General features: G+C 56.6%; 6 protein-coding genes and 2 pseudogenes. 4 read left to right on the forward strand and 4 right to left on the reverse strand.

The window, feature by feature from the left end; all coding sequences use genetic code 11:
• Positions 1–123 precede the first annotated feature (123 nt).
• Complete coding sequence (locus DS901_RS06570) at positions 124–1,365, forward strand: ROK family protein (protein WP_113776124.1); 1,242 nt, start codon at positions 124–126, stop codon at positions 1,363–1,365.
• A 66-nt stretch (positions 1,366–1,431) separates the two neighbouring features.
• Here DS901_RS06570 and DS901_RS06575 read toward each other — a convergent pair whose 3' ends face one another.
• A complete protein-coding gene (locus DS901_RS06575) occupies positions 1,432–2,709 on the reverse strand; it encodes a DUF3422 family protein (RefSeq protein ID WP_113776125.1) in 1,278 nt (425 codons plus the stop codon).
• Positions 2,710–2,897: 188 nt separating this feature from the next.
• On the opposite strand from DS901_RS06575, the gene DS901_RS06580 reads away from it, so the two are divergent.
• Both DS901_RS06580 and DS901_RS06585 read left to right on the forward strand, forming a co-directional pair.
• Positions 2,898–3,446, forward strand: coding sequence for a pseudouridine synthase (locus tag DS901_RS06580; RefSeq protein ID WP_113776126.1), 549 nt, complete (start codon positions 2,898–2,900; stop codon positions 3,444–3,446).
• Positions 3,447–3,466: 20 nt separating this feature from the next.
• A complete protein-coding gene (locus tag DS901_RS06585) occupies positions 3,467–4,399 on the forward strand; it encodes a glycosyltransferase family 2 protein (RefSeq protein ID WP_181820790.1) in 933 nt (310 codons plus the stop codon).
• On the opposite strand, the gene pbpC is transcribed toward DS901_RS06585, so the two are convergent.
• From pbpC to DS901_RS19130, 3 genes and pseudogenes are all read right to left on the reverse strand, one after another.
• The gene (pbpC, locus tag DS901_RS06590; RefSeq protein ID WP_113776128.1) at positions 4,396–6,414 is read right to left on the reverse strand and encodes a penicillin-binding protein 1C; all 2,019 of its coding nucleotides are present in this window, start codon (positions 6,412–6,414) and stop codon (positions 4,396–4,398) included. The two genes, DS901_RS06585 and pbpC, sit on opposite strands and share 4 nt — an antisense overlap.
• On the reverse strand, positions 6,414–11,756 hold the full coding sequence (locus tag DS901_RS06595; RefSeq protein ID WP_113776129.1) for an MG2 domain-containing protein: 5,343 nt from the start codon (positions 11,754–11,756) through the stop codon (positions 6,414–6,416). The genes pbpC and DS901_RS06595 overlap by 1 nt, the downstream gene beginning before the upstream one ends.
• Positions 11,757–11,882: 126 nt before the next feature.
• Positions 11,883–11,999 (reverse strand): annotated as a pseudogene (locus tag DS901_RS19130) (transposase); the annotation flags it as partial.
• Positions 12,000–12,431: 432 nt separating this feature from the next.
• Here DS901_RS19130 and DS901_RS06600 point away from each other — a divergent pair.
• Positions 12,432–12,673 (forward strand): annotated as a pseudogene (locus DS901_RS06600) (DDE-type integrase/transposase/recombinase); the annotation flags it as partial.

Below are 12,673 nucleotides of genomic sequence, written 5' to 3' on the forward strand. Positions count from 1 at the left end.
TAAATTCAGCGATCGAATTAAAAATACACAAAAATGCGGCACTTCAGTAGAAATTCTGATTTTTCCTTGCGAACCTTGCCATTTTCCGTTCTATATTGCCAATAATAATTCAGGCGCAAAAATATGTTGGACAATCACTCACCCCCAAAAGGTTGCGGCCCGCTTTTACCGCTTGGCTCTGCGCAGACAAAATCGATGCGCCAACAGATTTTTGAACATGTCCGCGCAGCCGGGCGGGCAACACGCACCGATGTCATCCAAGCCCTTGGCATTAGCGCGGGATCGGCCACGGCTTTAACCGCCGAGATGATCAATGCCGGGCTGTTGCGCGAGGTAGAAAGTATCCCGCGCGAAACCGGCCGTGGCCGTCCCGCCGTCGCGCTTGAGGTTGTTCCCGAAACACATGCGGTGATCGGCATTAAGCTGTCAGAAAAGATACATTCAGCCGTATTGACCGATTTTGCGGGAAACACCCGCGCGACAGCTGTGCTTGAAACTCCGGCTGGGCCAAAGCAGCTAGATGATGTGCTGGCCGAGGTTGGAAAACTGATCCAGGACGTCTTGAACGCTGCGGACACGCAACTATCCGCAGTGGCCGCCGTGGGGATTGGGCTGTCGGGTATCGTTGACCATCAGGCTGGCACAGTGCCGTGGTCCCCGCTGCTGGCACAGCGCAATTGTGATTTTGCGACTGCATTTCGGGAAAAATTCGATCTGCCAATCCATTTGGACAATGACGCCAATATGCTGACATTGGCCGAGCTTTGGTTCGGCGCGGGACGGGCGAAATCTGATTTTGCAGTCGTCACCATCGAACAGGGCGTCGGCATGGGGCTTGTGATCGACAACCGTCTGTATCGGGGGGCACGCGGCATGGGGCTGGAATTGGGGCATACCAAAGTTCAGCTGGATGGAGCCTTGTGTCGCTGCGGGCGACGCGGCTGTCTTGAGGCTTATCTCGCTGATTATGCGCTTGCACGCGAAGCCGCCACAGCATTGCACCTGCAACCCCATGAAAGCCAAAGCCCTAACGCCTTGCTCGCGGCGCTGTTTGCCCAAGCAAAATCAGGTGATGAGGCGGCACAAACGATCTTTCGCCGTGCGGGCCGCTATTTGGCGGTAGGTTTGGCTAACATCGTGCAGCTATTCGATCCCGCGCTGATCATCATCTCAGGTGAGCGCATGCAGTATGATTATCTATATGCAGAAGAGGTCCTGTCAGAAATGCACCGCCTGACATTGAATGACGGGCGCACGCCCTGCGCTGTCGAAACCCACGCATGGGGGGATTTAGTTTGGGCACGCGGGGCAACCGCACTGGCCTTGTCAGCAGTCACGGATCAGGCGATTGCGCAGCTGACCTAATCAGGGTTCGATATGTTAACAGCGTCAAAGTCAGCTTCAGTGACGGCGCGACCTACGCGTAAGCAACTATAGATGTTTGCGAATACGGCGCAAAGCGACCCAAACCCCAAGCACAACAACCGGGGTCGCCACCGCAGCCAGCGTCGTTTTGCTGATGTCCAACGCATATTGCAGCGGCCCTGCCATATACAGCACAAGGTTCAACGCATAATAGCTGATCGCGACAATCGATAGGCCCTCGACCGTATGTTGCAACCGCAGCTGCAAGTCCGCACGACGATCCATGCTGGTGAGCAATGCTTGGTTTTGCGCAGATCGTTCAACATCAACGCGGGTCCGGAGTAAATCACCTGCGCGCAAGGCACGGTCGGACATCGCATTCAGCCGCTGTTGCGTCGACGTAACTGTGCGCATCGCGGGGTCATACCGGCGCATCATAAATTCACCAAATGTTTGACGCCCCGCAAACCGGGTTTCGCGCAGGATTTGAATGCGTTGATTGACGATGGTTTCATAGGCTTGGGTCGCGCCAAAGCGAAACGATGATTGTGCAGAAATGCTCTCTAGTTCTGCTGAGACATCAAGTAATGCGTCAAGCTGAGCGGCGGCATCCGGCGTCCCCGCACGCATATCGGCAATCAATTGCGCAAGTTTCTCGTCAATCGCGCCCATCTGCGGGCCAAGGCTGCGCGCGCGCGATAGGCCTAACATCGACATCGCCTTATAGGTCTCAATTTCGCACAAGCGCTGCACAACCCGACCAACCCGCCGCTTTCCCACCGTCGGCTGCGCAAAAACCGCAAATCGCATATGTCCAGCCGGATCGATACAAAAGTCACCCGCGATCACCAGCTCACCATCCAACACCCGACTGATTGCAAGGCTTTCGGGCGCGAACCAATCATCCGTATCGGCAATGATTTCATCATCGCTTTTAGCCGTTTCGACACGGATCAACGCAGAGGTCACGCGCGTTCCGGGGGCCGCTTGCAACCAATCCTCAGGGAAAAGCTGAAACGTCGTTGCGTCAAAAGGGGTCTGTGCGACGCCAGCGCCCAAAATCGTAAAGGTCACAAATTCCGTATGGCTTTCCCACTTCAGCTGATACGCCCCGATTTGACCAAAGTAATGTGTCGCATCCGGTGCAGGGTGCGGCGCATCAAAACGGTCAAGCAACGCCGTCAAATGCGCCATATCCGCCGCACGGTCGCGGCCCGCTGCATTTTGCGCTGGCTTCATCGCAAGAAACGCCGCGCGCCCCGGCGCTTGCACAACCGGAAACGGGCGTGCATGCAATTCATTGGCCATTTCGAGCCGTAACGGATGATCTATTATTGGGGCCATACGCGCATCATTTTTTCAAAAACTAGCCTCAACCTAACGCGCAACTAGATATTCGCAAAGAAAAAATACAATATTTACATATAGTTATATGCACACAACGGTATACCGCCCAGTCGCCAGAGAGATACACAAGAGACGGATGTCAGAACGGCATAGACCTGCGCGCATATCTGAGGCAAATGTGGTCCATGGCAAATGTCGTCCTTTTCAACAAACCTTTTGGGGTTTTGTCGCAATTCACAGATGCGCGCAGCCCGTCGCCGCGCCCCACGCTGTCGGCCTACATTGATGTGCCGAATGTGTACCCCGCTGGGCGACTTGACCGCGATAGCGAAGGCCTACTGGTGCTGACGGATGACGGCAAATTGCAGGCCCGCATCGCCGACCCTAAGCATAAGCTAACCAAAACCTACCTCGTGCAGGTCGAAGGCGCGCCAACAGATGCCGATTTGCAAGCGTTCCGCAACGGGGTGACCCTTAAAGACGGGCCGACGCGCCCGGCAAAGGCGCGGTTAATCGATCCACCGGCATTATGGGAACGTGACCCGCCCGTACGGTTCCGCAAATCCGTATCCGATACATGGGTTGAGATTACCATTCGCGAAGGGCGCAATCGCCAAGTGCGCCGTATGACCGCCCATATTGGGTTCCCGACCCTCCGACTGGTACGCTGGCGCGTTGGCGACTGGACGCTTGACGGGCTTGAGAACGGACACTCACGAAAGATGCAAACATGAATACCGCTGTTGTCGCATGCATGCGTAATGAAGCCATATTTTTGCTTGAATGGCTGGCCTATCAATTGGTTGTTGGTTTTGACACGGTCGCCGTTGTGACCAATGATTGTACGGATGGGACGGATACGCTGCTTGACGAAATCGCCGCACGTGATCCCCGCATCATGCACATCCGTAACGACATCCAATCCGGTGAAGCCCCGCAAATCGCAGGTATGCGCAACGTGTTTCAAAACGAACGGCTTATGGCAGTGGACTATCTATTGCATTGCGACTCAGATGAATTTTTGCATGTCGATGTGGGGGATAAAAAAGTCGATGATTTGATAGCCGCCGCTGTCCCCGCCGATTGCATCGCCCTAGCATGGCGTCCATTTGGAGACTCTGGAATCAAACGCTGGGAGGGCGGTTTGGTAATCGCGCAATTCACCCAAACGACCCCGCGTTTGCGCTATGGCGTGACGATGCACAAATCGCTGTTTCGACCATGCCGCTTTGGTAGCGCGACAGATCACATGCCCAAATGCCCCCTCAATGAAAGCGTTACAGTTGTGAATGCAAAAGGGTATGAGATGTCACCAACTGCCATGTTTGAAACAAGGCGCGCACGATACACCCCTCTCACGGATGCACATATGACTTGGGAAAACGGCTGCATTCACCACTATGCCACGCGATCACAAGATGTGTTTTTGATGAAAAACCTGCGCGGCGATGCGATGGGCCGCGCAGATGGGCGCTATTTCTTGAATTCAAAATTCTGGAACAAAAGCAATAGAAATGATATCGAACTTCCCAAATCCCGCCAACATCTTGACGCCACACTGACGCAGATTGATGTATTTCGTGGCATAGGCCGGGTCGCCGCGTTGGAAATAGATGCACTTGCGCAGTTCAAGACTTTGCGTGATGCGACATTAACACCAGAACAGATTGCCGCTTGGACTGCCTAACGGATTTCAATTTGCGCCTGGTCTGATTGCCCGTCGGCGTCGATCACAGTGACTGATGAAAACCCTAGCCCCAAGATCGCGATGTCTGTTTGATTGCGGAAGCTACGCGCAACGGGTTCCCCGTTCACAAGCCAGATAAATGGCGCGCGCCCATCTTGCACTTTTACTGTCGAAAAGGTCGCATCCAAAACGGCCCCATTCGGAGGAAACGCGATTTTCGGCGCGCGTGCAATTGTCGTATGCCGCGTCCCGAAAAACTGCAAACGCTGTGGCAATTGCGCGGTCGACAGAAGTAGCGTTTCATGCGGTGGCGGGCCAATCGGTGTCGGCTGCGGCGCGATCCGCCCAAAAACGTCAAACATCACGGGCGCCGCTAGATCACCGCCAAAGGCGCCGGGCACAGGCGTCCCATCTGGACGCCCCATCCAAACACCCACGACATACTGTCCATCGAACCCAATCGCCCATGCATCACGGTGTCCATATGAGGTACCCGTCTTAAATGCGATCCCAGTGGCTTGCACGCCGCGTGGGCGGGGGGCTTCTTCCAGGATATGTCCGATTTGCCAGGCCGCAGCCCGGTTCATCACCACTTGCGGCGCAAACCCTGCTGTAGGCGCTTGCTGCCAGCGTAAATCAACTGCCACGCCGCCGTTTCCAATCGCCCCATAAACCGCGACCAGATCATGCAACGTCAACCCTACCCCACCCAAAGCAACTGCGAGGCCCGGCGCACCACCGGGCACCTGTGGCGCTGCGCCTGCGCGGCGTAGCCCTGCAATCAGATGATGCGGCCCCAGCTCTTGGGTTACCGCGACAGCAGGAATATTCAGTGAATGCTGCAAGGCGGTTCGCACCCGCAATTCACCCCGAAACAGCCCGTCAAAATTCTGCGGTTGGTAGCCGTCAAAATCCGTTGGATGGTCAGCAATCAGGGTTTCGGGGTGGATCAACCCTTGGTCGAACCCCAACCCGTAGATCATCGGTTTCAGGGTCGATCCGGGCGAGCGGATAGCCTGTGTGAGATCAATAAATCCCCCACGCGTATCGGCATTGTAGGCGGATGATCCAACACTTGCCAGAATATGCCCGCTTTGATGATCGGCGACCATGATGGCGATTTGCACCCCATCCGAGCGGCTGCGCGTGGCTTGCGCGGCCAAATCCTCGAGCGTCATTTGCAAGCGGCGGTCCAGTGTCAGATCGTGTCGGGTTTGGATTGGGTTTACCGCCAGCGCGCGATCGGCAAGATGCGGCGCATATGCGGGCAACAGATGGCGGGTCGTAGGCACCGCAAGGCGTGTCGCACTTTCATATGTTGCGGCATCAAGGAACCCGTCGGTAAGCAGCCTGTTCAAGACCGCATCGCGCGCGTAAGTCGCCGCATCTGGTGCGCGGTCAGGGCGGCGCGCTTCGGGTGATTGCGGAATGGCAACCAAAAGTGCCGATTGCGCTGGGGTTAACCTGCGCGGCGGGCGATCAAAATAGGCGTAAGACGCAGCGCGCACACCTTCGATATTGCCACCATAGGGCGCGTGATTCAGATAAAGCGTCAGAATTTCATCTTTGCTCAACTGCCGCTCTAACGCCCAAGCAACCCGGATTTGGCGGAGCTTTCCGCGCCACCGACCGGTGCTGCCGTCTTCTAGCAATCGCGCGACCTGCATTGTCAGTGTCGACCCGCCAGATACGACTTCGCCATGCCAGATAGCTTGCCCGACGGCGCGCATGGCCGCGATGGAATCAACGCCGCTGTGGACGGCAAAGCGCTTATCCTCGAACCGGATCAACATCTGTAGATAGGTCGGGTCAACCTCTGCCAGATCGACAGGCAGACGCCAGCGCCCCTGCGCGTTGGTATAGACGCGCAGCAAATCGCCGTTGCGGTCGCGCACTTCGGTACTGACGTCCATCGCAAGCGCCGGCAAGACGGTCGCGTCGACCCAATCATTAATCCCGTCGCGCGCCGCAGCCCCGGCCCAAAGACAGATCGCTATGGCAAATAGACTGCGCATCACGGGGTAATTGTGACATTTCCAGCATCAGTGCGGGCGCGCATTTGCGGGCGGTACATATCCTCAACCGAGGCCGCTGGGTGATAGAAATCACCTGGTGAAACGGCGCGCACGATATAAGCCAATCGGAACGGTTCGTCTGAACGCCGATCCACAGCGGCCAAGAACCGATCGGTGCGGAATTCAGCGTTTTCAGCATAGGTCGATTCTATCCAGTCAAGCGCACGAATATCGCCGCCGGACAGCAGGTTCGGATTGTCGATCTCGAACCCGGCGGGGAGCGGGTCGTTGACCATCAACCGGGCCTCTTGTCGCCCGAACGGGCGCACAGTCAACACAGTCACCAGCCGCGTGCCGACAGCCACATTCCCAAGATTGACCTCGCGCCCTTCGGTGGTGAAGTAGGTCCGTTCAATCGCATAGCCATTGCCGCCTGCTGGTTCAGGCTCGCTTGGTACCCCAAAGGTTGTGACCGTAATTTCAGTGGGCAACACGCCTGTATTGGTAACTGTCACAGGCGCTGCACCCGTTTGCGCATCGCGCAACTGGACCACCGGCCCATCGGGTAGCAACCCATCGATGGTAAGACCTGTCGTGCGCAAATCATCGACAAGCGCATTAGCTGCAAGCAAAGTCCATGCTGCTTCTTGCGTAGACACATGGCTGGCATCTGTCGCGATGCGCTGCACCAATTGGTCACGGTCAATCGCATTGCTACCCGCCTCAACCGCGAGTGCAAGGACAGCCGCCGTATCCCGACGGTAGGTGCCATAGTCACTGCGCCACAAACGGCGTTCTTCGGCGGCGATACGCGCAAATAACATACGCCCAGCGCGGGCAAACATCGCATCTGCACGTGGCTGATCACCATATTGCGCCAAGGCTGCCCCAACCTGCGCGATGGCCAAAGGCGATGTAAACGCATCGGCCTTTTGATCTGCATAATAACGCAAATCACCGACGGCCGCCTCGCCCTCGCGGGCCAGCACAAACAGCGCATAGGCCAGATCAGTACCGCCTTCATCAAAGTCAGGGTAGTAGTTGACCGCGTTACGCAGGTTCGCGACCGCATTGCCATAAGCCACATCGGGCACCGCATAGCCTGCAAGCCGCGCGCGGGTCAGGAAGTCAGTGACATAGGCATCAAGCCAAAGATCACCCGAGCTTGGCCGCCAAAGCCCAAAGGCCCCGTTTGCCGATTGATTAGAGGTCACTTCAGCAATCGCTTGCGTGACCCGTTCTTGGATCGTATCGCGCGTTGCTAGCCCCATCGCCGCGGCAACCCCATCTAGGTACAACAGCGGCAGCGCCCGCGATGTGATCTGTTCGGTGCAGCCATAGGGGTAACGATCAAGCGTATTCAGCAGCCCCGGCGCATCAAACCGCGCAAGCGGCCCCGCTGAAAGCGTCGCCTTACCCGTACCATTCACCAGCCCCGCAAAGACATCATCATCAAAGATAAAGCTGCGCCCTGCCCCAAGGTTAAACCGGCTGATACGGCTGACCTCGGGATCGTTGACAACAACGGGCACATTCAGCGATTTCACCAGCGCGCGCCCATCAGGCGTGGTTAGCGTGATATCAATACTATGATTACCGACGTCAAAGGCCGCGAAGGGAATTTCAAACACCTGTTTGCCGCCTTCTGCCAAAGTGAAAGACGGCGGGATTTGAGAGACAAGCCCAAGCCCATTGGCCGCAATCTGCAAGCCCATTTCCCCAGCTGGCCCATCCGCATGGACGATTTCCAACAGCACCCGGCTTTGGTCGCCCGGTGCCAAGAAACGCGGCACGCTGGCAGTCAAAACAACTGGGTCGCGCACAATCACGTCTTGTTCGGCTTGGCCAACGCCTGTGTCCGACCACGCGATTGCCATCAATCGGATCGTGCCGTTGAAGGCTGGCAAATCAAAGCGCACTTGCGCTTGCCCGTTCGCATCGACAGATACTGGGCCCGTGAAATAGGTGACAAGTTCCTCGGTCGGAGGCGGGCTTTGCATGCCCGCAGCGGAGACAGCGTCCCCGCCCGAACGCACATTGCCCATCGCGCCGTTCAACCCGTCAATCAAACGGCCATAGACGTCGCGAATTTCAACACCTAGCTTGCGCTGACCAAAGTAATAACCTTGCGGATCAGGCGATTCAAAACCCGTCAAATTCAAGATACCCAGATCAACGGCGGCCAAGGTGACATAGGCTGTTTCACCAGCGCGCACCCCATCCACCTGCACCGCGATATCCATTGGTCCGCGCGGTTGCATTGTCGCGGGTGCCTGCAAGGATACTTGCAACGCCTTATCGCCGGGATCAACCTGCGCATAGCCAAGCCCAAGCGCGCGGCTTGGGTTGCGGTTTTCGGCGACAGACATCGGCCGAATGACCGACGCACTGACATAGGCGCCTGCGCCCCATTCTTCGGTCACGGGCAAAGTAATCAGGTTTTCGCCTTCGGTCACGGGCACGGTTTTCATGCTGATCAACCGATCCGACATGACCGTTATTACCGCTTGGCCGGCATAACGCGGCACCACACGGAACGTCGCCGTGTCACCCACTGCATAGGCGGGCGCGTCAAGCGAGGCTTCAAGCAAATCTGGCGTGTCATCTGCGGATGCTGGCGCATACCAACCTGCGTAAAACTCATCAGATGCCGCGACGTAGCTACCACCAATCGCTTCAACGACGATCTCATGCTGCCCCCATTCGACATTCGCCTCAACCCGTGTTGGCAGCGTGCCAAGCGCGGCTTCGCCCGTGGCAATACGTGTCCGGGTCGTCGTAGGTTCCCAGTGCCAGCGATCATGCAGACGGTACCATTGGTACCGGGTACGCACCTTATTGACGGTCCATTGCACCCGCATATCGGCCCCCGTCATATCGGGGTTCAGCGCAATCAATTCAAATGGGGCGGTGCTGTCTTCGCTGATCACCCCGTCGAAAAGCGGTTTGATCCCGATCATCGGCAGGTCGGGCAGTACTGGCACGGTAATCTGTCGCTCAACCGGGCGGCCAGAGCCTTCTTTGACCCGCGCGGTGACCCGCAATTCGAGCGGCTGTGTCGCATCAACATCGGGCAGAGCAACGGGTAGATTTGCAATCCCTTCGCCATTGGTCACGCCGCCATCAAGATAATTCAGCTGACCGTCAAAACGGGCGTCATACTGACCAAAGCGGTAGCCGGGAAACCCATCGAGGCTATTGGCGGCGTATAACAAGGCCTCGCCTTCGACATCCAAATCAGACCCGATCGCACCAAACAAATAGCGCGCATCGACACGCAGGTTCGGCGTATCACCCAGCCGGATAGCATCCGGCAATGCCAAGTCAAAATCGATACGCTCAGGCAAGAAATCTTCGACCAATACGGTGGTTTGGGCCAATGGCCCGCTATCTGCATCCGCCTGCACGCTGATCCGCCAGGTGCCGCGCGGAGCGGTTGACGCCACGGGCAGCGCGAATACATGCCCGCCAGCGCGATCATCTGTCGAAATCTGGCGGCTGTATTCCACCCCGTCCGGGCGGATCAGCACCGCTGTGAGCGGAATGCCATCCAACCCAAGAGCAGTTTGATCCCGCGTCAAGGCCGTCAGATGGATCGTATCGCCAGCACGGTAGGCACCGCGATCCGTTGCCATAAACACATCAATCGGTTGGCTCGGTTCGCGCCCTTCGACGCCGCGATCAGACAGATCAAAGGCTGCATCCGTCAGTGACAAAAACGTCATATCGTCGCCCAAGGCCACGGTCACCAATGCGGGCGCATTTCCACCTGTGCCGCGCGTCAACCCGGCCGCAAATTGCGCAACACCATCGGCATCTGTTTGCGCCTCGGCCAAGACTGCGTTGCTGCGCGACACCAATGTCACCTGTGCATCAGCGATGGCCAATGCGTCACCAAGACCACGCGCAGCGACCGTCAGCCCGTCATTACCCAAGTAGGTCGCAACCCCGATATCTGACAGCACAAACCACTGCGTCGTCGTGCCGATTTCATCGCTATCATTGGTGCTGCGAGCGGTGAGCGCATAAAGCCCAGCAGGTTCATCGATCAACACGTCACCCAATGGCAGACGGGTGAGCATATCGCGGTTCAGTTCTTGGGCCACATCTGCCGTGCCCGACCAGATGCTTGTCCCAATTTCAGTCGACAAATCCCCGCCGTACCGCGACACGCTCCGGTCCATCAGGCCAGATTGGATCGTGCGCATCAGGTTGCGGTCATCGATCCGGCTCAGGCTCAGATCCACTTGCGACATGTTTACAGTTTCCAATGGGATCGCAATATCGCCAGTGCGAGGCAACACATAGGCGCTGCTTGCAAACCGCAAAGACGGCGCCCGGTCGCGCACATAGAGAGTGATCTCAACAGGGTAAGTCAGGGTTTCACCGCTGGCAGCGGGCAAGCCATTGCGCAGAATAATTCGGTAACGTTCACCGTGCTCGACACCGTCAACACAAAGCTGCGCATCGCTGACCGTGACGACCAATTGTGTCTGTGGCAGTTGTACAAACGGCGTGTAATCAGTGCCCGCATTTATCAAGTCTTCGTTAAAAATGGCGCAAATACGGGGGGTTGCGCTATCACTTTCAACCTTAGTGTCGACCACCCGGAACCCATATTTTCCAATTGCTTCGTCAAGCTGTGCTTCGGTTTCGCGATCAAAGCGCAACGCTTGCGCAAGCCGCAATGCATCGATCATCCGACGACCACGCCCAGCATCTTCAAGCGCATATGCCAGCGACATTGCCGCCGCACGCCGAGTTTGCAAATCTAGCGAGCGCAAATAAGCCTTTACGTAGGCGGGCAAAGCCATATTGGTCACGCGGCTGTTTGAAACACCCGCGTTGCGACCAAAAGCAATCCAGTCGATCGCCAAATCAGTTGCCAAGGCCCGGTCCCACGCCGCGCGCTGGGACTGTGATGCATTGCGAATTGGCTGATTCGACAGGCGGGCTAAATTGGCCGCAGTTTCGAAGTCGCCGCCCCGTAAGAAATTAAGCTCGGCCATGCGCGCGGCAGCCCCGGCCAAGACCGCAGGATCAGTCGCATAAACGCGCGCCGATAGCGCCCCCTCAAATGGCACAAAATCGGTGACATTTGTTTTTGGAAAACACGCGTTTGAGCGTTGGTTAAACGTAAACGCCGTGCAGGCACTGTTGTTCAAACACGCCGCCTCGCAGGCTGCGGCCGTCGTATCAAAGATTTGCGCTAGATCCGTTCCGACTAGATCAACGCCGCGTTCATATATCGTCCGCGCGGCCGGGACCTGCTCTTGGGCAGCCACCCCGCCTGCAACGATAGTAGCAATCGCAAAAATAAACGACTTCAAAGACCGAGCCATGGAAAATCCTCTCTTAAAATACAATCATAAGGTTGGCACGGCACGCGCCACCAAACAAGTGCGCTTCGTTGGAATTTCCGCGATCTATACAACTGGCGCCGACCACATTCAGCATTGGGGAAGCAGCAGCATGGCGTTTTCATCTTCCCGCGACTTAAGGCGATGGGTTTCAGAACTGTTCATGCCACCGTATTTGGCTTTGAACTTATAGAACGATGCCGGGCTGCGACCAAAGGAGCCGCACCAAACCGCGACAGGTCCACTCAACAACTGGGCTCGTTGTGAACGGCGGCTCGTAGGGTCTGTCTGAGGTCCCAATAATAATGTGGACAGCGGGTGAAATCATGCTAGCCGTTACCACCAATGAGCCGTCGATTTGTAGAAGTGAAGCCTCACAAAAATCTGGGTAACTCACCAAGGAACTGACTACCTGCTTCTCCACCATCTCAGGTAGAAACACAGGCAGCCAGAACCATGGCAACGTATTTTACAGCTGAAGTTCGACTGATCCTCCGACCGAGAGAGACCCATCGGATGATAGGGACGTTTCGCTGCTTAGAACCCCATTGCGAATTTCACGCGTCAGGCTTCCGGTTATCGCGGCACTTGAGAAGCCATCACTGAGGTGCCCCTAGATTTGTAGACGGTTTGCTTGGTAATTTTGGAACCAAGGAGAACCGTGTCGCACGTTTGGCCAGTCTTGCAGGGATCACGGCACAAATCGGTTATAAACGCCGCCCTGGTCGCTATGGCGGCAAGCCAGCGATCGTCGCTGACAACACCTTAGATCGCCAATTTGAAGTGAATGCCCCTGATCGCGTCTGGGTGACCGATATCACGTACATCAGGACCCACGAGGGCTGGTCATATCTGGCTGTTGTAATCGATCTTTTCTCTCGGCGTGTCGTTGGATGGTC

This window comes from Loktanella sp. D2R18, from assembly GCF_003318235.1.
Classification (GTDB): Bacteria; Pseudomonadota; Alphaproteobacteria; order Rhodobacterales; family Rhodobacteraceae; genus Yoonia.

Bases quoted from the DNA above. Each gene is read 5' to 3' on its own strand.
- DS901_RS06570 (WP_113776124.1), top strand. From the start codon at position 124: ATGTTGGACAATCACTCACCCCCAAAAGGTTGCGGCCCGCTTTTACCG.
- DS901_RS06575 (WP_113776125.1), bottom strand. From the start codon at position 2,709: ATGGCCCCAATAATAGATCATCCGTTACGGCTCGAAATGGCCAATGAA.
- DS901_RS06580 (WP_113776126.1), top strand. From the start codon at position 2,898: ATGGCAAATGTCGTCCTTTTCAACAAACCTTTTGGGGTTTTGTCGCAA.
- DS901_RS06585 (WP_181820790.1), top strand. From the start codon at position 3,467: ATGCGTAATGAAGCCATATTTTTGCTTGAATGGCTGGCCTATCAATTG.
- pbpC (WP_113776128.1), bottom strand. From the start codon at position 6,414: ATGCGCAGTCTATTTGCCATAGCGATCTGTCTTTGGGCCGGGGCTGCG.
- DS901_RS06595 (WP_113776129.1), bottom strand. From the start codon at position 11,756: ATGGCTCGGTCTTTGAAGTCGTTTATTTTTGCGATTGCTACTATCGTT.